Origin of the sequence: Variovorax beijingensis (assembly GCF_007828835.1) — a bacterium.
Classification (GTDB): domain Bacteria; phylum Pseudomonadota; class Gammaproteobacteria; order Burkholderiales; family Burkholderiaceae_C; genus Variovorax; species Variovorax beijingensis_A.
The window spans coordinates 71466-93456 of record NZ_VIVL01000004.1; the positions used below are offsets into that span (position 1 = coordinate 71466).

The window sequence follows — 21991 nt, forward strand, 5'->3', positions numbered from 1 at the left end:
CGGCGGCGGCCGATGCGCTATTTGCCCGGCGGCGGGTTGGCCGGAGCCGTCTGCGGCGCGCTCTGGGTTGGTGTCGACGGCTTGACCGGCCCTTCCTCGCGCGTCTGGGTCAGGAAGTTGTAGGCCAGCGCCAGGATGAAAACGAAGATGGCCGCGCCGATGCCCCAGCGGAACACGCGCGCGTTGTCGCGTTCGTCGGACTTGACTTGTCTAGAGGGCTTCATGCTTGCAACGCTGCGCCGGTGGATCGGCGCGAAGTGTCGGACGGCGGCTCGGCTTCCTGTCGCAGAAAACAGGAGCGGGCGGGCGTTCAGGCCTCGGCCTTGGCCCGCTCGATGATGCCGCGCACCATGGCCGACAGCGTGCAGAGGTAGCGCGCGTCGGCCGAGAGCGAGCGGCTCATGGCGTGGATGAGCTCGCCGAAGTCTTCGTCCGCCGGGACGCTGCCGGCAGCGAGCCGGTGGCGCGACAGCGCGTCTCGGATGCGGCTCTGCACCTGTACGTAGTCGGCGCGCAGCAGCACGCTGCGCGCGAGCAGTACATCCAGGTTCAACAGGTCCAATGCGGTCATGGATGTTCCTTCACTGTTTCGCGGAACGACCTCGGCCCGGCGTGGTGTCGAAGAAGATTCGGGCGGAGGCCGGGCGCGCCGCGTCAGAGTTGACCCTGGCCATCGCCGGTGCGGTCGTGCACCCAGCGCATCGCCTGCTGCTCTGCGTGCCGCAGCGCCTCCGCCTCGGTGGCATAGGCGATCTCGTCGGTGTCGCTGGGCAGCGTCTCTTTTTGCTCCGGGCCATGCCCCCGGCCAAGGCACACGACCACGGGGCGGTACACGCCCGAGCCCGTGCGCTGCGCACCGTACTTGAAGTGCCAGCCCCGGTAGATGAAGTCGATGCCCGGTTCTTCGGTGCCGCTTCCGGCGGCTGCGTCCTGCGTGTTCATTGCGAATGCTCCTTGGGCGCGGGCACGCCCATCCCGCCTTGCGCGCCTTGCGCGCCTTGCGCGCGAGCGCCGCATCGCTGAGCGGCGCCACCGGCCGCATGGTTCAGGCCGCGCGAGAAGAAGTACTGCATGGCAATCGAAGGTGCTGCGTAGGAACCTTTCGCATCTGAGGTGGCAGCGCAGACTACATCCAGCGGCCGCGGCAAGATACCGCGCCGCGCACCGCAGGACCGGAGGCTCCGGTCCCGCATTGACTCCAATGCCCCCATCGAATCCCCCGCCGTCACCTGCCGCCGACAAAGGCGAGCTTGCGCCCAGCGCGCTGGGCTTCCCGGTCGTCGGCATCGGCGCATCCGCGGGCGGACGACCTGCTGGTGTCGGACCTCGGCATGCCCGAGATGGATGGCTACCAGTTCATTGCCGAGGTGCGGCGGCGGCCGGCCACGCGCGAGCTTCCTTCCATCGCGATGTCCGGCTTCGGCCGCCGCGCCGATGCGCGCCGGGCGCTCGAGGCAGGCTTCAACGCGCACCTGCCGAAGCCCGCTTCGCTCGATGAACTCAAGGCCGCCATCGGCCGGCTGTGAGAGCTTGCGCTAGCGTGGCGCGCGGTAGATGAAACCGCTGGCCGGCGCGATCCATTCGGCCTCGCCAGTGGCGTGCGCTGCGTGCGCCGCGGCGCGGCCGGTGAAGAGCATGCGTTCCTCGGCCAGCAGGAATTGCCGCGCGGGCCCGCCCTGGCCGGCCGGGCCCGGCTCTTGTACATGCAGCGTGGCGCCTGCAAGGCGCAGCGTGTCCCCGGGCTGCGGCCACAGCGCGGCGGCATCGGGCCATGCGGATCGAAGCGCTTCGAGCGATGCGGCCGGGGGCTGCGTACCAGCCCCTGTCCAGAGCAGCCACTTCACCCGGCCCGGCGCTGCGTTCTGCGCGAGGCCGTGCGGCAGGGGGTCGATCAATGCCCAATGGCCATCTTCGCCGCCGACGAAATAGCCGTGGTGCGAATCCGCTGCGCCCGCCACGCGCACGACGCGCGCCGACAGCCGCGTGACGAGGCCGGGCTCGAGCGCGTAGTGCGCATGGCCCTTGCCGTCGGGATCGAGGTGGCCGATCTCCTCGTAGGCGGCTTCGTCGATGTTCACCGCGCGGCGGCCCGCGGGCCCGTCGGCCAGGCGAGGCATGTTCAGCACGATCCGCGTCAGCGCCCGCGCATGCGCCATGCAGTCGGCGGCGCTGCCGAAGCCTGCGAGTTCTTCGAGCGTGCGCCGCGTCACGTTCATCAGCTTGAGGCCGCGGCGCGGGTCCGCCGCCTCCGCGGGCTTGAGCCACATGTGCGCCACGGTCTCGCGGCCGTCGGGCTTCACGGCCTGGCCCGGCGGCATCTGCGCAACGAAGAAGCGGGTGTCGAAGCGGCGCGGCATGCCGGGCGGCGTGAGCCAGTGGCTGAAATAGGCGAGCCGGTCCATCGCCAGGCGCCAGCCCTGCGCCTCGCACATGGCGAGCAGCGCATCGGTGCCTTGCTCGGCGGCATGGCGCATGGATTCGAGCCGGCCCGGCGGCAGGCCGTCGAGTTCGGCCAGGCGGTCGCCGGCGTCGCTTGCGAACAGGACGCCCGCTTCCTCGAAGCATTCGCGCACCGCGGCGGCGTAGTAGTCGAGGCCGCCATCGGGCAGGCCCAGGCGCGCGCTGGCCGCGGCGTCGTCCAGGCCCTTGCACATCAGGTGCAGGCGGCGGTCGTGCGCATCGACCACGCCGCCCGGAAAGACGCTGGCGCCGCTGTTCTGGTCGTCGGCCTTCTCGGCGCGGCGCAGCAGCAGCACTTCCATGCCGTCGGCGCCGTCGCGCAGCAGGATCAGGGAGGCCGCGACGCGGATGGGGCGCGGCAGGGACGGCGCTGGGCCCGGCGGGGCCGTTGTCGTCGAAGGCTTGGCATTCATGGGCGCCGATTGTCGGGCCAGATTGGCGGGCCCGTGCCGCGCAGCCGCGCTTCAGTCCTTGGGCGTCAGCTGCCCCGCGGCGCCGCCGGCGCTGGAGTTGGCGGACTTGCCGAGCGATGCGCCCTCGTTGACCTTGGGCGTGGCGACGGGGCCTTCGGATTTTGGGGTCGCCGGCACGCGCCGGCTCGGTGCGGGTCGCACCAGCCGCGGGGCGCGGCCTTCTTTCGACCTGGATGGGCTCATGCTGATCTCCTTGCGTGAATCACCTTATCGCGGCCGCGTCGCACCGATGTCGGACAGCCTGCATGCGGGCGTAGGACGCCGCGCGGCAATGCTTCAGATCGCGCGCTGGTTCACGCGCCTGGAAAGCTGCTCGGCGTTTTCCCTGCGCTCGCTGTAGCGGTCGACCAGGTAGGCGGCCGCATCGCGCGTGAGCAGGGTGAACTTCATCAGTTCCTCCATCACGTCGACCACCCGCTCGTAATAGGCGGAGGGCTTCATCCGACCGGCCTCGTCGAACTCCAGGAAGGCCTTGGCGACCGACGACTGGTTGGGAATGGTCAGCATGCGCATCCAGCGCCCGAGCACGCGCAGCTGGTTCACGGCGTTGAACGACTGCGATCCGCCCGACACCTGCATGACGGCCAGCGTCTTGCCCTGCGTGGGCCGCACGGCGCCCACGCTGAGCGGAATCCAGTCGATCTGCGCCTTCATGATGCCGGTCATGGCGCCGTGGCGCTCGGGCGAGCACCACACCATGCCTTCGGCCCATTGCGCGAGTTCGCGCAGTTCCTGCACCTTCGGATGATCGTCCGGCGCGCTGTCGGGCAGCGGCAGGCCGGCCGGATCGAAGATGCGCGTTTCGCCGCCCATGGCCTGCAGCAGCCGCGCGGCCTCCTCGGTCAGCAGGCGGCTGTAGGAGCGCTCGCGCAGCGAGCCGTACAGCAGCAGGAAGCGCGGTGCGTGGCGCGCCGGCGCGGCGCTGGAGAAACGCTCGGGCGAGGGCCGGTCGAACAGCTCGGCGTCGATGTTCGGAAGCTCAGGCAGCGCGACTGACACGGCGGCCCTCCGCATCGATGACCTGCTCGCCGTCTTCCTTGGTGAACGGGCCTTTTTGCGGCGAGGGCAGGATGTCGAGCACCTCTTCCGAAGGCCGGCACAGCCGAGTGCCGAGCGGCGTGACGACGATCGGGCGGTTGATGAGGATCGGATGCGCGAGCATGAAATCGAGCAGCTGTTCGTCCGACCACTTCGGATCGTCGAGCCCGAGTTCGTCGCAGGGCGTGCCCTTGCGGCGCAGCAGCGCGCGCGGCGCCATGGCCATGGCGGCGAGCAGCTCGCGCAGCGTTTCCCTGGTGGGCGGGGTCTTCAGGTATTCAATGACGCGGGGCTCTTCGCCGCTGTTGCGGATCAGCGCCAGCGTGTTGCGCGAGGTGCCGCACGCGGGGTTGTGAAAGATGGTGATGGAGGGGCTGGTCGATTGCATTCTTGCGATTATGCAACTATTATTGAAATATGGAAGAACAAGACATCGTCAGATCCCTGGCCGCGCTGGCCCAGCCGGTGCGCCTGCAGGTGTTCCGCGCGCTGGTGGTGGCGGGCCCGGCGGGGCTCACGCCCGGTGCGCTGGTGGAGGCGCTCGACGTGCCGGCCACCAGCCTCTCGTTCCACCTGAAGGAGCTGACCCATTCGGGGCTGGTGACGCAGGAGCGCAGCGGCCGCAACCTGATCTACCGCGCGGCCTTCGGGCAAATGAACGCGCTCATCGGCTACCTCACCGAAAACTGCTGCCAGGGCGAGGCTTGCCTGCCCCAGGCGGCGCAGGCTTGTCCATGCTGAAGGAGAAACAACCATGAAGCGATTCCATGTGCATCTGAACGTCCAGGATCTGCCGGCGAGCATCGCCTTCTACTCCAGGCTTTTCGCCTCGGAGCCGGCGCGGGTGGAAAGCGACTACGCCAAGTGGATGCTCGACGATCCGCCGGTGAATTTTGCGGTGTCCACGCGCGCCGGCGCGACGGGCATCGACCATCTGGGGCTGCAGGCCGAGAACGAGGAAGAACTCGCGGAACTCAAGGCCCGCGCCGCGATGGCCGAGATCGAGACCTTCGACGAGGGCGCCACCACCTGCTGCTACGCGCGCAGCGAAAAGCACTGGATCACCGATCCGCAGGGCATTGCCTGGGAGCACTTCCACACGCTGGGCAATGTGCCGGTGTATGGGGAGACGAGGGCGGTTGCGAGCCAGGGCACCGCATGCTGCGCACCGCGCAGCGAAGCCGTGACCATTCATCCGCGACTCCACGACATCGGCAAGGTCCAGCAGGCCGCGCGATGACGGTCAACGTGCTGATCCTGTGCACGCACAACTCGGCGCGCAGCGTGCTCGCCGAAGGCATGCTCAACCACCTGGCGCAAAAGGCGGGCAGGGACGTGCTGGCCTACAGCGCCGGCAGCGCGCCGAGCGGCCGGCTGAACCCTTTCGCGCTCGAGGCGCTCGCCAATGCGGGCGTCGACGTGTCGGCCTTCCGCAGCAAGAGCTGGGACGAGTTCGTGGGCGAAGGCAAGCCGGCCATGCGCATCGTCATCACCGTGTGCGACAGTGCCGCGCAGGAAGCCTGCCCCTACTGGCCCGGCAGCCCGGTGCAGGTGCATTGGGGCTACCCCGACCCGTCGAACGCGCCCGGCGGCGACGAAGGCCGGCGGGTGGCCTTCGAGCTGACGCGCCAGGCCCTGGCCTACCGTCTCCTGCAACTGCTGGCGCTGCCGATCGAATCGATGGCGGACGCCGAACTCCAGGCGGCGCTGGCCGCGATTTCCGAAAGCTGATCTTTCCATGAGCTCCAACACCGCCGCCGCCGTGGCGTCTTCCGCACCGCCGCCCGCCATCGGCTTCTTCGAGCGCTACCTCACGGTGTGGGTCGCGCTGTGCATCGTGGCGGGCATTGCGCTGGGCCAGTGGCTGCCGGGCGTGTTCCGCGGCATTGCCTCGCTGGAGGTGGCCAGGGTCAACGTGCCGGTCGGCGTGCTGATCTGGGTGATGATCATCCCGATGCTGCTGAAGATCGACTTCGCGGCGCTCGGGCAGGTGAAGGCGCACTGGCGCGGCATCGGCGTCACGCTCTTCATCAACTGGGCCGTGAAGCCGTTCTCGATGGCGCTCTTGGGCTGGATCTTCATCCGCCACGTGTTCGCGCCGCTGCTTCCGCCCTCGCAGCTCGACAGCTACATCGCGGGCTTGATCCTCTTGGCCGCGGCGCCCTGCACGGCGATGGTGTTCGTGTGGAGCCAGCTGTGCAGGGGCGACCCGTACTTCACGCTGTCGCAGGTGGCGCTGAACGACGCGATCATGGTGGTGGCCTTCGCGCCCGTGGTCGCGCTGCTGCTCGGGCTGTCGTCGATCACGGTGCCCTGGGACACGCTCTTGACCTCGGTGGGCCTGTACATCGTGGTGCCGGTGGCCATTGCGCAACTGCTGCGCAGGCAGCTGCTCAAGCGCGGAACGGCGCACTTCCAGGCGGTGGCGGCGCGGCTCGGGCCCTGGTCGATCTCGGCGCTGCTGCTGACGCTGGTGCTGCTGTTCGCCTTCCAGGGCGAAGCCATCCTGCGGCAGCCGCTGGTGATCGCGCTGCTCGCGGTGCCGATCCTGATCCAGGTGTTCCTGAATTCGGGCCTGGCCTATGTGCTCAATCGCAAACTGGGCGTGGCGCACTGCGTGGCCGGGCCGTCGGCGCTGATCGGCGCGAGCAATTTCTTCGAGCTCGCGGTGGCCACGGCGATCAGCCTGTTCGGCTTCCAGTCGGGCGCCGCGCTGGCCACGGTGGTGGGCGTGCTGATCGAGGTGCCGGTGATGCTGCTGGTGGTGGCGGTGGTCAACCGGTCGCAGGGCTGGTACGAAAAAGGCGTGCGGGCCGCCTGACGGTCCGCAGGGCGTGTTCTCCGACATGGGCCGGTGGGCTTTGGGGCCATGATCCGGCGCATCTGCTTGTGTTCGACGCAGCGCCCATGAAGATCGCGACCTTCAACGTCAATGGCATCAACAGCCGGCTTGCGCTGCTGCTCGCATGGCTGGCCGAGGCCCGTCCGGACGTGGCCTGCCTGCAGGAGCTGAAATCCCCGGACGAGAATTTTCCGGCGGCGGCGATCCGCGACGCGGGCTACGGCGTGCTGTTCCATGGCCAGCGCGCGTGGAACGGCGTGGCCATTCTGGCGCGCGGCAGGGAGCCGATCGAAACCGGCCGCGGGCTCGACGGCAACGCCGAGGACAGCCAGAGCCGCTATCTCGAAGCGGTGGTGAACGGCGTGATCGTCGGCTGCCTGTACCTGCCCAACGGCAATCCGCAGCCCGGCCCCAAGTTCGACTACAAGCTCGAATGGTTCGAGCGGCTCAACGCCCATGCGCGCCTTCTCTATGGCTGCGGCATGCCGGCCGTGCTGGCCGGCGACTTCAATGTGGTGCCCACCGATGCGGACATCTACAACCCGGCTTCCTGGCAGGACGATGCGCTGCTGCAGCCCGAAAGCCGCGCGGCCTTCGCCCGCCTGCTGAAGCAGGGATGGACCGACGCGATCCGCGCGCGCCATCCCGATGAGGCGATCTACACCTATTGGGATTACTGGCGCAACCGCTGGCCGCGCAATGCGGGCCTGCGCATCGACCACCTGTTGCTCAACCGCGAACTCGCACCCTTGCTGGCCGATGCGAACGTGGACCGCGAGGTGCGCGGGCGGCCCGGAGCGAGCGACCACGCGCCGGTCTGGGCCCTGCTGGACCTGCCCGCGGGTTGATCGAAGGAGGGGCCGTGAACAAAGAGGTTACATTTAACTACCTATCAAGCCGCCTGAACGACGCGTCCCCTTTCCCGCGAGATCCACTCCAGTGACCATCGGAACAACGGCGGATGCCTGCTTTCCCGGCTTCGATGACGGGTTCGTCATGGCTTTCCAGCCGATCGTGGATTTCCAGCGGCGCGAAGTGTTCGCGCACGAAGCCCTGGTGCGCGGCATCTCGGGAGAGGGCGCCTTCGAAGTGCTCTCGCGCGTGAACCCGCGGCACCGCTTCGCGTTCCACGAGGCCTGCCGCGTGAAGGCCATCGAGACCGCCTCGGCGCTGGGCATGGAAACGCGGCTGAGCCTCAACATCCTGCCCAACGACGTGGCGGGACATCAGGACGAGTGCTTCCATACCGCCATGGTGGCCGCGCAGCGCTGCAATTTTCCGGTGGACCACCTGATGTTCGAGATCACCGAAGGCGAACGCGTGGCGGACCTGCCGGCGCTGGCGGCGACCTTCCGCACCTACAAGGGCTATGGCTTCACCTCCGCCATCGACGACTTCGGCGCCGCCTATGCGGGCTTCGAGCTGCTGGCGGGCTTCCAGCCCGACGTGGTGAAGATCGACATGGGCCTGGTGCGCAACATCCACAACGACGCGGTCCGGCTCAGCATCGTGAAGGGCTTCGTGGGCACCTGCAGCGAACTCGGCATCCGGGTGGTGGCCGAAGGCGTCGAGGCTTCGCAAGAGGTGCACGCGCTGCGGGCGCTGGGCGTGGACCTGTTCCAGGGCTACCTGTTCGCCAGGCCCGGCATCGCCACGTTGCCGGCCGTGGCGTGGGACGCCGCCTGAAGAGCCAGCTCAGGCGTTGCTGGTGGCGCGGACCTCCTCGATGGTGGTCTGCCCCGACAGGACCTTGCCGATGCCGTCCTGGCGCAGCGTGCGCATGCCCTCGCGCAGGGCGGCTTCCTGCAGTTCCTCGGCGCGCGCGCCGCCTTGCACCAGGCGGCGCAGCGTCCTGGAGATCACCATCAGCTCGTGGATGCCGACGCGGCCGCTGAAGCCGGTGTTGTCGCAATGCACGCATCCGGGGCTCGAAAAGGCCTGCAGCTGGCCGTCGCGGCCGTGCTGGCCGAGCCAGCCGCTGCGTACGGCTTCGCGTTCGTCCGGTGTCTCCTTTCCCGCGAACGCGTGCATGTAGTCGGCCAGCAGCTCCTCGGTTTCATCGGGGCGCATGGGGCGGCTCTGGATGCAGTGGCTGCACAGGCGCCGCACCAGGCGCTGCGCCAGCACCGCGAGCAGCGAGTCCGCGAAGTTGAAGGGGTCCATGCCCATGTCCAGCAGCCGCGTCACGGTTTCGGGCGCGCTGTTGGTGTGCAGCGTGGAAAGCACCAGATGGCCCGTGAGCGAGGCCTCGATCGCCGTCTTGGCCGTTTCCTCGTCGCGGATCTCGCCGACCATGATCACGTCCGGATCGGCGCGCACGAAGGCCCGCAGCGCCTTGGCAAAGGTCCAGTCGATGCGCGGATTCACCTGCACCTGGCGCAGGCCGGGCTGGGTGATCTCGATCGGGTCTTCGGCGGTCCAGATCTTTCGCTCCGGCGTGTTGATGTGCATCAGGGCCGAGTGCAGCGTGGTGGTCTTGCCCGAGCCCGTGGGCCCCACGCACAGCACCATGCCGTAGGGGCGCTCCACCGCCTTGGTGAGCTCGGAGAGGTTGCGCGGCGAGAGCCCGAGCTTGTCCAGCGCAATCGGCCTGGCCGAGGCCAGGATGCGCATCACCACGTCTTCCAGGCCGTTGGCCGTGGGGATGGTGGCCACGCGCAGCTCGATGCGGTGCTGCGGCGAGTACTTGGCGAAATTGATCTTGCCGTCCTGGGGCTTGCGCTTTTCGCTGATGTCCAGGTCGCACATGATCTTCACGCGCGCGACCACCGCGTTGCGGTAGCTGGCCGGCAGCTCCAGGTGCGTGTGCAGCCGGCCGTCGCGGCGGAACCGGATGCGGGTCTTTTCCTTGCCCGGATAGCTCTCGATGTGGATGTCCGACACGCCTTCGCGGTGCGCGTCCACGATCATGCTGTTGATCATCCGCACCAGCGAGTTGTCCGATTGCTCGATGGCCGTCTCCTCGACGGCCGGCGCGGGACCCTCCTTCTCGAGCGTGACCAGGAGGTCGCTGGTGCCCAGGCTGGTGCCGGGACCGGCGCTGCTGCCGGGGCCCGCGCTGCCGCCCATGTCGAAGTCCAGCGGCCGCGAGGGATCGTGCACGATGGTCGGGTCGGCCGAATCGGTGCCGATCTTGCCGTAGGCCTTGTAGAGCACGGTGTCCAGCACCAGGCATTCGCCGATCACCGGCACCACCTTCCTCTGGGAGATGAACTCCACCTCGTCGATGGCCGAGTGGCGGCTGGCCGGATCGTCGAGCGCCAGGATGAGGCGCCCCTCGTGGATCATGAGCGGCATCACCTGCAGGCGGCGGGCCACGGCATGGCTGATGGTGCGCAGGGCGTCCACGGCCACCGGGAACTCGTGCAGGTTCACGAGCGGATAGCCCATCTTGCGCACCAGCGCGGCCTGCAGCTGGGCCCGCGTCACCACGCCCATGCGCACCAGGGTCTCGCCCAGCGGCACGCTGCGGTCGAGCTGCTGCTGCGCAAGGCCGGCGCGCAGCTGCTCTTCCGTGAGCATGCCCAGCGCCATCAGGGCCTGGCCAATGCGCAGGATGGGCATGCGGCTCTGGACTTCCAGTGCGTGCAGCAATTGCTCGGGCGTGACGACTTCGGTGGGGGACATGAAATGGTTTCTCCTGTGAAGGGGATTCTGAGGCCGCCAGGGCGGGCTTGTCAGCAGGAATGCGCCCCCCGCCAGCGGCAAGGGTGATGCGCAACCACTACCAAAGTTCTCAATCGGAGAAGCCGAAGGTGTTGCGTCCCGCGGCCTTGGCGCGATAGAGCGCGGCATCGGCGCGTGCCAGCAGGTCGGCGGCACCGGCCGAGGCGTCCGCGGCCTGGTGGAAGGCGATGCCGATGCTGGTCGTGACGTTCAGGCTGCGGCCGTCCAGTTCGAAGGGGACGGTGCCTACCCGCTCGACGATCTTTCGCGCGACCGCCACCGCGGCTTCCCGCGTGTGCACGTTCTCCAGCACGACCACGAACTCGTCGCCCGCCAGGCGCGCCACGGTGTCGGTGCTTCGCACGCTGGCCAGCAGGCGCTGCGCATATTCCACCAGCACGCCGTCGCCGGTCGCATGGCCGAGCGTGTCGTTGATGGTCTTGAAGTAGTCGATGTCGAGAAACAGCACCGCCAGCGCGTTGCCCGAACGCTGCGCGCGCGCGATGGCGCCGGGCAGGAACTCGTTGAAGGCGAGCCGGTTCGCCAGGCCGGTGAGCGTGTCGATGCGCGCCAGGTCGATCAGCTTGCGCTCCACCGCCTTCAGGGCACTGATGTCCAGGCTCAGCGAGAAGATGCCGCGCGTGAAGCCGTCGGGGCCGATGTCGGGCACGTAGCTCACGCGCGTGGTGCGCTCGGCGCCGGTGGTCCTGGTCTGCGCCTCGAACTCCACGCGCTCGCCCGCCAGCGCGCGCGCGATCATGGGCTTGCGCGAAAGATACACGTCGGGCCCCACGACGTCGCTCACGTGGCGGCCCAGGACGGCGTCGGGCTCCACGCCGAACCATTCGCGGTAGGTGGCATTGGCGAAGGTGATCTTCTCCTCGCGGTCGATGTAGGTGATGAGTGCCGGCAGGTTGTCGGTGATGGTGCGCAGGCGCCTTTCGCTTTCGGCTTGCCGCAGCTCCGCGCGCTTGAGCGCGGTGATGTTGAAAGTCATGAGATAGAAACCCACGAGCCCGCCCTGCGGGTCCATGTCGGCCACCAGGTTGACCTGGAAAAAGCCATCCTTCCCGCCCAGCGGCGCCTGCACCGGAAAGCGCACCGACTTGCCCTCGCGCACCAGCGGAAGGTAGGGCCGGATCTGCCGGTGCACCGCCTTGCCCAGCGCCGAGCGCAGCGTGACGTTCTCGAGCGGGCCGCTGCCCAGCCCCGCCATCTGCCGCGCGCGGCTGTTGGCGAAGAGGCAGTTCTCCGCGCTGTCGAAATAGCCCACCAGCGCCGGGATGCTGTCGGTCACGTCGCGCAGCCGCTTCTGCTGTTCGGTCAGGGCCTTGCGTATGTTCACCTCGTCGGTGATGTCGAAGGTCATCGCGAACACGCCCTGCACCACGCCGCTCGCGTCGCGGTCGGGAATGTAGTGGGCCTTGAAGGTGCGGTCGCCGATGCCCAGCGCCGGATCGCCGGATTTCTCGACCACCACCGTTTCACCGGCCAGCGCGCGCTCGTAGGCCGGCGCCACGATGGCAAAGTCCGACGGGCCGCGAACCTCCGGCATCGATTGCCCCACCATGGCTCGGTCCTGGTGCAGGGCCTTCACCTGGGCATTGACGAAGGTGTATCTCAGCGAGGAATCGACGTGCGAGACCAGCGCGGGGATGTTGTCCGCAATGACGCGGACCTGCGCTTCGCTGTGGGCAAGGCTGAATTCGATGCGCTTGCGCTCGGTCACGTCGGAGGTCATGGCGTAGTAGCCGCGGACCTGGCCGGCCTGGTCGCGGTCGGGGATGAGTTCGGTCTGGAAGTAGCGGTCTTCCTCGCCGCGCTTCGCCTCGCCCCGGCTTTCGAAGCTGACGGCCTCGCCGGCCAGCACGCGCCGCACGGCGGCATCCACCGTCTCGTCCTCGCCGATGTTCTGCGCCGTGCGCCCGATCAGCTGGGCCGCGCCGCGGTCGAACTTCCTGCACAGCGGGGCGTTCACGAAGGTGTAGCGGCCCTGCGCATCCACGTGCGACACCAGCGCGGGAAGGTTGTCGGTGATGTCGCGCAGGAACTTCTCGCTCGATTTGCGCTGCTGCATCAGCGTGTCGAAGGTGCGCGCGAGATCGCCGATCTCGTCGTGCCGGTAGGTGCGCGGCACGGCCGTCTGCAGGGCCGGGTTGTCCACATCCAGCATGTGCCGGTGCAGGTGCCTGAGCGGCGTGAGCTGCTGGCGCACGAAGCCCAGCACCGCGGCACCCGCGAGCATGGCGAGCACCACCGCGCCGATCCATGCCGAGCGCTCGATGGCGTCGACCCGGGCGAAGGCTTCCGTGCTCGGGTACATAGACCCGAGCACCCAGTTGGTCTGCGGGATGCGCTTGAAGGCGTAGAGGCCGTGCACGCCTGCATGGTTGAAGCCTTCGGTCGCGCCTTCGTAGCCTTCGACCGGGCGCTCGATCTCGGGATTGCCGACCCCCTTCAGGCCTGTCTGGTTGATGATGCGCTCGGTGCGCGGATGGTCGATCACCACGCCTTCCGTGCTGGTGATGAACAGGTAGCCCGTTTCGCCGAATTTCACGTCGGCGAGCTCGCCCAGGATGTTCCGGTCCTTCAGGTTGATGGCGCCCGAGATCACGTATCTGACGTTGCCGGCGGCGTCGAGCACCGGCTCGGTCATGGCGATCTGCGCCAGGCCGGTGAGCCGGTTGAGGTAGGGCTCGGAGATCACGCCGGCGCGGGCCGCGAGCGTTTGCTGGAAGTACGCACGGTCCTTGATGTTGACCTTGCCGGGCTGCTGCGGGCCGCTCAGGCTCGCGACCAGGGCGCCTTCGGCCGTGAAGAAGGCGACGTTGCTGAACGCCTTGCGAAGCGACGGGTGCTTTTCGAGGAAGGCCTGCAGCGCCGGCGTGTCGGGGAACTCGCTGAGTGCCACGCTGTCGGCGAAGGTCTCCAGCAGCGTGCGGCGGCTCATGAACTTTTGGTCGATGGTGTTCGCAATGGCCGAGAGGCGGGCGAAGGCTTCGCTTTCGATGGAGGCCTTTATGCTGGTTTTGACCAGCTGCAGGGCGACCGTCGCAATGGCGAGGGTGGCCGCCAGGACGACCGCGGCAATGCCCAGGCCGAGGCGTGTGTTCAGGCTGATGCGGATGTTCCGAAGACCGGGTAAGTTCATTGGCATGGACGTGCACCGCGATGAGGTCCGCGCTGCGCCTGCACGTAGTGTGTCAGAACCGGGAACCGGGCCGCTGCGCGCAATCCCCCATACGCCGCTCGCCCACGCCGCACCCTCACATTTCCTCGCGCTTGAGAAGATAGTCGAGCGGGCCGACGCGGAACCAGCGGTAGCCGTAGGGCTCCAGCAGCATGCAGTGCTTTCCCCTCGAATCGGCGCGGCTGTGCGCGTTGGAGAGCAGGTTGACCAGCTGCCCGCCATGCCTGCCGAGCGCCGTGGCTGCGAGCTTTATTTCCAGCGGGCTTTCGCTGAGGTTGTGCACGAAGACCGCCGCGTTGCCGCGCCATTCGTAGCGCATGACGAGCACCGCCCGCTCCTCGTTCGGAATCACCTCGAAATCGCCCCAGCCGATCTCGGGCACTTCCTTTCGCATGCGGAACACGCGCTCCATCCAGTTGAGCAGCGACTCGGGATCGCGCCGCTGCGCCGCCACGTTCACGTGCTCGAAGCCATAGGCACCGCCCGTGATCACGGGCAGCACCGGCTTCGAGGAGGTGGTGAATCCGCCCTGGCGTTCGGTGGACCACTGCATCGGCGTGCGCGCGCAGTTGCGCTCCGGCAGGCTCAGGTCGTCGCCCATGCCGATCTCGTCGCCGTAGCGGATCACCGGCGTGCCGGGCAGGGTGAGCATCAGGCTGTAGGCCAGCTCGAGGCGCCGCCGGTTGCCGCCGAGCATCGGTGCCAGCCTGCGGCGTATGCCGCGGTCGTACAGCTGCATGTCTTTTTCGGGGCCGAAGGCGGCGAACACGCGCTGGCGCTGCGCGGGCCGCAGGCGGCCCAGGTCGAGCTCGTCGTGATTGCGCAGGAAGATGCCCCATTGCGAGGTGGCGGGACGCGCCCGGGTCGCCTCCAGCGCCTTGGCCAGCGGCCGCGAGTCGCCCGCGGCCATTGCATAGAAGAGGTGCTGGTTGACCTGGAAGTTGAACATCATGTGCAGCCGCTCGCCTTCCTCGCCGAAGTAGGCCATGTTGGTGCTGGGCAGCACGTTGGCCTCGGCAAGGATGATCGCATCGCCCCGGCGCCACTGGAGCAGTTCGCGGAACTGCCGCAGCATGTCGAATTTCTCGGTCGGGCGCACGACCCTCGGGCCCTTTGCGCCGATCACGAAGGGCACGGCGTCCATGCGGAAGCCGGACACGCCCATCTGGGTCCAGAAGCCCATGATCTTCAGGATCTCGGCCTGCACCTCGGGGTTGGCGGTGTTCAGGTCGGGCTGGAATTCATAGAAGCGGTGGAAGTACCAGCGCCTTGCGAGCTTGTCGAAGGTCCAGGTCGATTTCTGCACGCCGGCGAAGACCACACCATCGGTGTAGCGAGGCGGTTTCTTGTCGGACCACACATACCAGTTGTGATACTTTGACTTGCGGTCCCTGCGCGCCTGCTGGAACCACGGGTGCTGGTCCGAGGTGTGGTTCACCACCAGGTCCATCAGCACGCGCATGCCGAGGCGCGAAGCCGAATGCGTGAATTCGACGAAATCGCCGAGCGTGCCGAACCGGGGATCGACGTTGTAAAAGTCAGAAACATCGTAGCCATCGTCCTGCCTCGGCGACGGATGGAAGGGCATCAGCCACAGGGTCGTGACACCCAGGCCGTGGAGGTACTCCAGCCGCCGTGTCAGCCCCTCGAAGTCGCCGCAGCCATCGCCGTTGGAGTCCATGAAGGTTCCCACGGAGAGGCAATACACCACGGCGTTTTTGTACCAAAGGTCGTTGATCATGGCGGGGAACCTCCTGAAGATCGGAACCTCGCAAACCCGGAACACACGAAAGGAAACCCGATGTCGGCCGATGCTTGGTGGAAGAACGGAATCGTCTACCAGATTTATCCGCGTTCATTCCAGGACAGCGATGGAGACGGCATCGGCGACCTGCGAGGCATCCGCAAGCGGCTCGATTATCTGGTCGAGCTCGGCGTGGATGCCATCTGGATATCGCCGATCTACCCCTCACCAATGGCCGACTTCGGGTACGACATATCCGACTACTGCAACATCGATCCGCGCTTCGGCACGCTCGAGGACTTCGATGCGCTCGCGGCGGAATGCAGGGCGCGCGGCCTCAAGCTGGTGCTGGACTTCGTGCCCAACCACACCTCCGATCAGCACCCCTGGTTCGTGCAGAGCCGCGCCTCGCGAACGAGCCCCAGGCGCGACTGGTACCTGTGGCGCGATCCTGCGCCTGATGGCGGCCCACCCAACAACTGGCTCAGCAATTTCGGCGGTCCGGCATGGACCTTCGACGAAGCCAGCGGCCAGTACTACTGCCACTCCTTCCTGAAGCAACAGCCCGACCTCAACTGGCGCAACCGCGAGGTGCGCGAGGCGATGTACGAGGTGCTGCGCTTCTGGCTGCGGCGCGGGGTGGACGGTTTCCGCGTCGACGTGCTCTACCACCTCGTCAAGGACGACCAGTTCCGCGACAACCCGCCCAACCCGTCGTTCCAGCCGGGGCAGGACCCCTCGCACCGGCTGCTGGCGCTCTACACGACGGACCGGCCGGAGATGCAGGACATCGTGGTCGAGATGCGCCGCGTGGTCGACGCGTTCAGCGACGAGGCTTCGGCGCGGGTGCTGATCGGCGAGCTCTATCTTCCGCTCGAGCGGCTCATGGCCTACTACGGGCGCACCTCCGAAGGCCTGTTGCAGGGCGTGCAGCTGCCGTTCAATTTCCAGCTCATCGCGGCGCCTTGGCATGCGGCCGAAATCGACCGCATCGTGCGCAACTACGAGGCGGCGTTGCCGCACGGCGCGGCGCCCAACTGGGTGCTCGGCAACCACGACAAGCCGCGCATCGCGAGCCGCGTGGGGCAGGAGCGGGCGCGGCTCGCGGCAATGCTGCTGCTGACGCTGCGCGGCACGCCCACGCTCTACTACGGCGACGAGATCGGCCTGACCGACGTTCCCATTCCGCCCGATGAGGTGCAGGACCCGTTCGAGAAGAACGAGCCGGGCAAGGGCCTCGGGCGCGATCCGCAGCGCACGCCCATGCAGTGGAGCCGGGCACATGCGGCCGGCTTCACCGATGGCACGCCATGGCTGCGCCTTGGCGGTGACTGGGGCATGCGCAACGTGGAGTCGCAGCTGGCCGATCCGGCCTCGATGCTGCAGCTCTACAAGCGGCTCATCGCGCTGCGGCGCAACGAGCCCGCGCTGCACGAAGGAAGCCATGAGCAGCTCGATGCCGGCGCCGACGTGCTGGCCTATGCCAGAACCTCCGGGGACAGGCGGTTGGTGGTGCTGCTGAACTTCGCCACCACCGAAACCCGGGTGGCCGCCGACCTGCTGCCGGCGGAGGTGGTCGTGCTGGCTTCCACCCAAGCGGACCGCACCGGCGCGGTGGCCGGCGAGCTGGTGCTGCAGCCGCTCGAAGGCGTGATCGTCACGCACTGATCGGTGCGCGAAAAACGGTGCATGAAAGGCGCGGCTACTGGCCCGAGGGATAGGTCTCGGGAACTTCCGCGTCCATGGCCACCGCATCGCGTTCCAGCGGCGCGACCGCGCGGCTGCGGTCGAAGTGCAGCAGCGCATCGAACTGCACCGGCAGCCGCGCGAAGAAATAGTGGCTCTGCCGTTCGGTCTCGGGCCGGTAGATCACGCCGATGGCGCGTTCGAGCCGCGCCTCGCGCAGCGCGAAGAAATGGCTTCCCTCGCCGCGCAGCGGCAGCATGAAGCGCTCGAGCCCGGTCTCGTGCATGAGGCCCTCGTAGCTGTCCGCGCGTGATGGAAGTACCTGCTTGCGCTCGGCCGCTGCGCCCCAGTCGGAGGCTGCCATCACGCTGCCGGCGTGCGTGGTGAAGCCCACCAGCACCGCATCGCGGCCCTGGCGTTCGCGCACCAGCTGGCCGACGTTGAGCTCGCCGCGGCGTTCGCCCATCTCGGTGGCGCGCGCATCGCCCAGGTGCGAGTTGTGCGCCCACACCACGAGCTTCGGCCGATCGCTCGCGCGCCACAGGTGACGCTCGATCTCGCCCAGCGTCTCCACCATGTGCCGGTCGCGCAGGTTCCAGGAGGACACGTCGCTCAGGTACATCGAGCGGTAGTAGGCCTCGGCGTTCTTGATCAGGCGCGCGTTCTGCTCGGCGTCGAATGCTTCTTCCTCATTGGCTGCGCCGCCGCTGCGCCATGCGTCGCCGGCGGCGCGGCGCATCTCGACGAGCATCTCGACCACTTCGCGCTGGCACGAGGGCGTGTTGCCGAGCCCGGCCATCAGGCCGTAGACCTGTCCGCCGTCGCCGAAGCGGTCGAAGCAACCGTAGCGTTCGCGGGCGCTGCGCGCCGCCACCGGATCGGTGCGGTCGAAATAGTCGAGCACGGCTTCGATGGAGGCGTGCAGGCTGTAGAGGTCCAGGCCGTAGAAGCCGGTCTTTCCCTGCGGCGGGCCTGCGTCGTTGAAGGCGCGCTGCCATTCGACGAAGCTTGCGACGTCCTCGTTGCGCCACATCCAGGTCGGAAAGCGCCGGAAGCCCGCGAGCGCATCGCGCGCATTGGCGTCGTCGCTGGCGCCCCTCACGTAGCGGTTCACGCGATAGGCATCGGGCCAGTCGCCTTCGATGGCCACGGCGTTGAAGCCTTTTTCGGCCAGCAGGCGCCGCGTGATGTCCGCGCGCGCCGCATAGAACTCGTGCGTGCCGTGCGAAGCCTCGCCGAGCAGCACGTAGTGCGCATCGCCGATCAGTTCGAGCAGCGCGTCATGGTCGCTGGAAGATCCATCCATCGGGTGCGCCACGGCACGCAGCGCCTGCGCCTCGTCCGAAATGCGTGAGGGATTCATCGTCCACGGTCCTCAGGCAGGAAGCGCGCCATGAGGGTTGGCGTCTTCGATCAGGTGGCAGACCTCCTCGTCGCTGGTCTGCGAGAAGTCGAGGTACCAGCGCCCCACGCCGAGGAAGGGCTCCGGCGTCTCGGCGCAGACCACGTCATCCGCTTCGCCGAGCAGCAGCGCGCAGGCTTCGCGCGACGCCACGGGCGCTGCAACCACCACGCGGGCCGGCGCCTGCCGGCGCACCGCGCGAATGGCCACGCGCATGGTCGAGCCGGTGGCCAGGCCATCGTCCACCAGGATGGCGGTGCGGCCATGCAGGTCGGGCGCGGGCCGGTCGCCGCGGTAGGCGCGCTCGCGCCGCTCGAGTTCGTATTGCTCGTTGCGCACGACTTCGTCGACCTCCTTTGCGCCGATGCCGAGTTCGCGCACGAGGTCTTCATCCAGCACCCGCTCGCCGCCGCCCGCGATGGCACCCATCGCGTACTCCTCGTGCCCCGGCACGCCGAGCTTGCGCACCACGAGCACGTCGAGCGGCGCGTTCAATGCCTTGGCCACTTCGTAGGCCACCGGCGTCCCGCCGCGCGGCAGGGCCAGCACGATCACATCCGGCCGGTTGGCATAGCTTGCCAAGCTCCGGGCGAGCGCCCGGCCCGCCTGCTGCCGGTTTCTGAAAGACTGGAACGCCATTTCTCGAATGTCCTTGCGGCCACCTTATTTTTGCCGGCGCATGGATGTTGTAGGGCGATGCCCACATTGGCGTAGGTGTGCACTGCCACCGGGGCGTGCGGCGGAGCCGCCGAAGCAAGAGAAAGAACGGTGGGAACTCGAACGTACCTTCTGGGTGGATGGCAGCCTGCCTATGCGCAGGGCCTTGCACCTGAGTCGCTGATGGTCTTTGCGCCGCCGGTGGGCGTGCTGGACCGCGTGCGCACCCTCGAAGCGATCCGCAACGCGCCACGCTGGACGCGCGTGGTGTTCGCCGCCGAGTGCGACGGCAGATCGGCGCCCTACAGGACGCAATGCAGCTCGGCCTATGTGTCCATTGGCGGCAATGGAGGCTGGCCTTGAACCACCAGCCGCCCATGAGCCGCATCCCGGCTATGAACAACCTACTGAAACATCACAGTTAGGCGCCGGCCCCCAACCCACCCCGCCGATGTCGCTGCGCCTCCCGCCATGCATTCACGATCAGCGCCCGCGCCTTCGGATGCTCGGGGTCGCTAACCACCCATTCCGGATACGCATGCGGAAGGCTGGCCGCGGTCACGCGGATCGCGTCGAACTCGATGGGGGAGAGCGGCGCGGCCGCGCTGGCGCGGTGGGTCAGCGTCTTGCGCAGGCCCGCCTTCCATGCATCCGGCAGGTGATCGACAGCGGGCAGGAGCGCCAGCGCGATGTGCGCGGCGCGCGGGCTCAGGGCTGCGGCGTCGGCGCGCAGGCGCGCCAGGCACTCGGTGCCGCTCGCCGTCTCTTTTCTCTCACCTCCGGAGCATGGCATGCGGCACCCCTCGCTCAGGCCGTCTGGATCTCGATGCGCCGCGGCTGCGCATGCTGGGCCTTGGGAATGCGCAGCTTCAGCACGCCCTGCGAAAGCTCGGCCGAGATGGCGTTGGTGTCGAGCTCCTTGCTGAGCGTGAAGACGCGGCGGAAGCGGCCCAGGCCCACCTCCGTATGGCTCGATTCCAGCCCCTCGGGCACCGAGAGCCCCGACTCGGCCTCGATGGTCAGCGTGTCGGACGCGACCTGCAGGCTGAGCTTGTCGCGCGAGACGCCCGGCAGGTCGGCAAAGAGCGTGATGCCGCCGCTGTCCTCGACCACGTCCACCGGCGGCGTCAGCGCCGCGTCGCTGTAGCGCGTGCTGTCTTCCTTGCGCGCGAGCTCCTTCGATCCAGCCGCGCGGGACGAAGTGGTGGGGGTGTTGCTGTTGTCCATGATCGTCTCTCCTTTCTTCATTTCATGGTTGCTTCACCGTCATCACTGGACGGTGATGCGCCGCGGCTGCGACGAGGCCTGGCGCTGCACGGTGATGTGCAGCACGCCGTCGCGGTACTTGGCGCTCACGGCGTCGGGGTCGGCATCGTCGGGCAGGGTGAGCACGCGGCGGAACGAACCCTCGAAGCGCTCGTTGATGTGCACGGCTGCCTTGGCATCGGATTCGGGCAGGTTGTTGGCGCGCTGGCCGGCAATGGTGAGCAGGCCGCGCTCCAGGTTCACCTCGAGGCTGGACGGGTCGACGCCGGGCGCGAACGCGTAGATCTCCACGGTCTTCGGCGTGCCGCCGATGTTCAGGGCCGGGAAGCCGTTGCGGCCGAAGCCCCGGATGGTGGGGGACAGATCGAAGGCCTGCTGCATCTCGCGCTGCAGGCGATCCATCTCTGCGAACATGTCGCGCGGAAACAAGGATCGGTACATGGCGAAAACCTCCATTCAAGAACAGGTTGAACGGCGCGCCGGAGCGTGTGTCTCCAGGCGCTTCCGATCAGCGAAATAGGCGCTGGCGGCAGGTTTTCAAGAGGGGATGTCCGGGGGGTGGTACCCCGATCGCCCGGGTGCTATGAAGGCTGGTGCCGCCATTGAAAAAAACCGGTCCGAGGCCTCTTGAACGTGCGCCGCGCGGACCTAAATCGATCCTCGTCGAAATCGTCAATCGTCATTCCAAACCTGAAGGAGATTTGCCATGCCGATGGACCTGCTCAAGCAGATTGCCGCATCCCGCCTGCCCGTGTCTTTCCGCACGCCCAAGGAGATCGACGAGGTCAGGATCCTGCGCCAGGCGGGGCTCGTGATTGCACTGATTCCGGCGCCAGCCGACCCTCTGAAGCTCGCGGGCAGCGAGCCCGCGGCGCAGGTGCTGGCCCTCGCCGAGAAAGGACGCGAGGAGCTCGCGCGGATCCGCTACCCGGGCGAGCTGCCGCAGCATGAAACCGGCTCCCGGGGCCGGAGGAACTGGCTCGCCGCAAGGCGCTTCGGACATGCATTGCAGCAAGTCTTACCGGTGCGAAGCCGCGATTCGCGCCCCTCGCAGGGTTTGTAGGCCGCATCCTTCCTGAACATGCGCGCAAAACCATGCCGCCGTCTGCCTGGTTCCGCGCTGAATCCGATTCGCTCATGCAAGCGAGAAATTCATCAGGAGACAGACATGGACTTCGAAGGCATCTACTGCTTTGACACGGCGGCCGTCCGCTTCGCGATCTACCCGGACGGCCATGATGGTGCACGCATCATCGGGCAGATTTCGGAGGAAACCCTGCACGACGTGTTCGGCACCAGGGACCTGGGCGACCGCCTGCTGGAAACCTGCAAGGCGCACTTCGATGTCATTGGCGCCGCGGCGCTCAAGCGCTACCGCGCCAACCCGAACCAGCCGATCGTGCTGACCGTGGACGATTTTCCGCGGCGCCTTTCTCCCCGGTCCGGGGGCTCGCAAACCGCACCGCAGGCCACGCCGCTCGCTGCCTGAAAAACGCCGCGCCCGCTGTGCGGCCGGTTTTCACCCCCATCGCGCGATGGGCAACTCTCCGACACGGCAAGGAGGTTT

General features: G+C 67.8%; 26 protein-coding genes. 11 read left to right on the forward strand and 15 right to left on the reverse strand.

Annotated features, from left to right (window positions below; translation table 11 throughout):
- Window positions 1–17: 17 nt before the first annotated feature.
- From FB547_RS13850 to FB547_RS13860, 3 genes are all read right to left on the reverse strand, one after another.
- Entirely contained in the window at window positions 18–224 is a 207-nt protein-coding gene (locus FB547_RS13850; RefSeq protein ID WP_145743130.1) for a hypothetical protein, read from the reverse strand.
- An 86-nt stretch (window positions 225–310) separates the two neighbouring features.
- Entirely contained in the window at window positions 311–571 is a 261-nt protein-coding gene (locus tag FB547_RS13855; RefSeq protein WP_145743132.1) for a hypothetical protein, read from the reverse strand.
- A gap of 83 nt (window positions 572–654) precedes the next feature.
- Window positions 655–942, reverse strand: a complete 288-nt coding sequence (locus tag FB547_RS13860; RefSeq protein ID WP_145743134.1) for a hypothetical protein — start codon at window positions 940–942, stop codon at window positions 655–657.
- Between the two features lie 308 nt (window positions 943–1250).
- On the opposite strand from FB547_RS13860, the gene FB547_RS13865 reads away from it, so the two are divergent.
- Window positions 1251–1526 carry a response regulator gene (locus FB547_RS13865; RefSeq protein ID WP_261380275.1) on the forward strand — a complete coding sequence of 92 codons (276 nt, stop codon included), beginning with the start codon at window positions 1251–1253 and terminating at the stop codon, window positions 1524–1526.
- Window positions 1527–1535: 9 nt separating this feature from the next.
- Here FB547_RS13865 and FB547_RS13870 read toward each other — a convergent pair whose 3' ends face one another.
- From FB547_RS13870 to arsC, 4 genes are all read right to left on the reverse strand, one after another.
- Entirely contained in the window at window positions 1536–2873 is a 1338-nt protein-coding gene (locus FB547_RS13870; RefSeq protein WP_261380276.1) for an NUDIX hydrolase, read from the reverse strand.
- A gap of 51 nt (window positions 2874–2924) precedes the next feature.
- Window positions 2925–3116 carry a hypothetical protein gene (locus FB547_RS13875; RefSeq protein WP_145743136.1) on the reverse strand — a complete coding sequence of 64 codons (192 nt, stop codon included), beginning with the start codon at window positions 3114–3116 and terminating at the stop codon, window positions 2925–2927.
- A gap of 93 nt (window positions 3117–3209) precedes the next feature.
- Complete coding sequence (gene arsH / locus FB547_RS13880) at window positions 3210–3947, reverse strand: arsenical resistance protein ArsH (RefSeq protein WP_307697473.1); 738 nt, start codon at window positions 3945–3947, stop codon at window positions 3210–3212.
- Entirely contained in the window at window positions 3913–4359 is a 447-nt protein-coding gene (gene arsC / locus FB547_RS13885) for an arsenate reductase (glutaredoxin) (RefSeq protein WP_145743138.1), read from the reverse strand. Before arsC ends, arsH begins: the two co-directional genes overlap by 35 nt.
- Window positions 4360–4388: 29 nt before the next feature.
- Between arsC and FB547_RS13890 the strand changes: the two genes are divergently transcribed.
- From FB547_RS13890 to FB547_RS13915, 6 genes are all read left to right on the forward strand, one after another.
- A complete protein-coding gene (locus FB547_RS13890) occupies window positions 4389–4712 on the forward strand; it encodes an ArsR/SmtB family transcription factor (protein WP_125964921.1) in 324 nt (107 codons plus the stop codon).
- A gap of 13 nt (window positions 4713–4725) precedes the next feature.
- Window positions 4726–5211 carry an ArsI/CadI family heavy metal resistance metalloenzyme gene (locus FB547_RS13895; protein ID WP_145743140.1) on the forward strand — a complete coding sequence of 162 codons (486 nt, stop codon included), beginning with the start codon at window positions 4726–4728 and terminating at the stop codon, window positions 5209–5211.
- Window positions 5208–5702, forward strand: a complete 495-nt coding sequence (locus FB547_RS13900; protein WP_145743142.1) for an arsenate reductase ArsC — start codon at window positions 5208–5210, stop codon at window positions 5700–5702. Before FB547_RS13895 ends, FB547_RS13900 begins: the two co-directional genes overlap by 4 nt.
- Window positions 5703–5709: 7 nt before the next feature.
- On the forward strand, window positions 5710–6792 hold the full coding sequence (gene arsB, locus FB547_RS13905; RefSeq protein ID WP_145743144.1) for an ACR3 family arsenite efflux transporter: 1083 nt from the start codon (window positions 5710–5712) through the stop codon (window positions 6790–6792).
- 86 nt (window positions 6793–6878) lie between these two features.
- Window positions 6879–7661: an exodeoxyribonuclease III gene (locus FB547_RS13910; protein ID WP_145743146.1), complete on the forward strand. Its 783-nt coding sequence runs from the start codon at window positions 6879–6881 to the stop codon at window positions 7659–7661.
- Window positions 7662–7752: 91 nt separating this feature from the next.
- Window positions 7753–8499, forward strand: a complete 747-nt coding sequence (locus tag FB547_RS13915; RefSeq protein WP_145743148.1) for an EAL domain-containing protein — start codon at window positions 7753–7755, stop codon at window positions 8497–8499.
- Between the two features lie 9 nt (window positions 8500–8508).
- Here FB547_RS13915 and FB547_RS13920 read toward each other — a convergent pair whose 3' ends face one another.
- The 3 genes from FB547_RS13920 to FB547_RS13930 form a co-directional block, all read right to left on the reverse strand.
- On the reverse strand, window positions 8509–10440 hold the full coding sequence (locus tag FB547_RS13920) for a GspE/PulE family protein (RefSeq protein ID WP_145743150.1): 1932 nt from the start codon (window positions 10438–10440) through the stop codon (window positions 8509–8511).
- Window positions 10441–10549: 109 nt separating this feature from the next.
- Window positions 10550–13636: a PAS domain-containing protein gene (locus tag FB547_RS13925; protein WP_261380277.1), complete on the reverse strand. Its 3087-nt coding sequence runs from the start codon at window positions 13634–13636 to the stop codon at window positions 10550–10552.
- Between the two features lie 109 nt (window positions 13637–13745).
- The gene (locus FB547_RS13930; RefSeq protein ID WP_145743152.1) at window positions 13746–15410 is read right to left on the reverse strand and encodes an alpha-amylase family protein; all 1665 of its coding nucleotides are present in this window, start codon (window positions 15408–15410) and stop codon (window positions 13746–13748) included.
- A 60-nt stretch (window positions 15411–15470) separates the two neighbouring features.
- Between FB547_RS13930 and FB547_RS13935 the strand changes: the two genes are divergently transcribed.
- On the forward strand, window positions 15471–17081 hold the full coding sequence (locus FB547_RS13935) for an alpha-amylase family glycosyl hydrolase (RefSeq protein ID WP_145743154.1): 1611 nt from the start codon (window positions 15471–15473) through the stop codon (window positions 17079–17081).
- 34 nt (window positions 17082–17115) lie between these two features.
- Here FB547_RS13935 and FB547_RS13940 read toward each other — a convergent pair whose 3' ends face one another.
- Together FB547_RS13940 and FB547_RS13945 are read right to left on the reverse strand one after the other, a co-directional pair.
- Window positions 17116–18462 (reverse strand): erythromycin esterase family protein, encoded by a 1347-nt coding sequence (locus FB547_RS13940; RefSeq protein WP_145743156.1) that lies wholly within the window; start codon window positions 18460–18462, stop codon window positions 17116–17118.
- 12 nt (window positions 18463–18474) lie between these two features.
- Complete coding sequence (locus FB547_RS13945) at window positions 18475–19140, reverse strand: phosphoribosyltransferase (RefSeq protein ID WP_145743158.1); 666 nt, start codon at window positions 19138–19140, stop codon at window positions 18475–18477.
- Window positions 19141–19269: 129 nt separating this feature from the next.
- Here FB547_RS13945 and FB547_RS13950 point away from each other — a divergent pair, with 129 nt between their 5' ends.
- The gene (locus FB547_RS13950; RefSeq protein ID WP_145743160.1) at window positions 19270–19521 is read left to right on the forward strand and encodes a hypothetical protein; all 252 of its coding nucleotides are present in this window, start codon (window positions 19270–19272) and stop codon (window positions 19519–19521) included.
- Between the two features lie 58 nt (window positions 19522–19579).
- Here the strand turns inward: FB547_RS13950 and FB547_RS13955 are convergent, their stop codons facing one another.
- The 3 genes from FB547_RS13955 to FB547_RS13965 are packed head-to-tail and all read right to left on the reverse strand — an operon-like array spanning window position 19580 to window position 20865.
- Window positions 19580–19951 (reverse strand): hypothetical protein, encoded by a 372-nt coding sequence (locus FB547_RS13955; protein WP_145743162.1) that lies wholly within the window; start codon window positions 19949–19951, stop codon window positions 19580–19582.
- A gap of 14 nt (window positions 19952–19965) precedes the next feature.
- Complete coding sequence (locus FB547_RS13960) at window positions 19966–20385, reverse strand: Hsp20/alpha crystallin family protein (RefSeq protein WP_145743164.1); 420 nt, start codon at window positions 20383–20385, stop codon at window positions 19966–19968.
- Window positions 20386–20427: 42 nt separating this feature from the next.
- Window positions 20428–20865: an Hsp20/alpha crystallin family protein gene (locus FB547_RS13965; RefSeq protein WP_145743167.1), complete on the reverse strand. Its 438-nt coding sequence runs from the start codon at window positions 20863–20865 to the stop codon at window positions 20428–20430.
- A 265-nt stretch (window positions 20866–21130) separates the two neighbouring features.
- On the opposite strand from FB547_RS13965, the gene FB547_RS13970 reads away from it, so the two are divergent.
- A complete protein-coding gene (locus tag FB547_RS13970; RefSeq protein ID WP_145743169.1) occupies window positions 21131–21487 on the forward strand; it encodes a hypothetical protein in 357 nt (118 codons plus the stop codon).
- A gap of 105 nt (window positions 21488–21592) precedes the next feature.
- Entirely contained in the window at window positions 21593–21913 is a 321-nt protein-coding gene (locus FB547_RS13975) for a hypothetical protein (protein WP_145743171.1), read from the forward strand.
- Window positions 21914–21991: the final 78 nt, after the last annotated feature.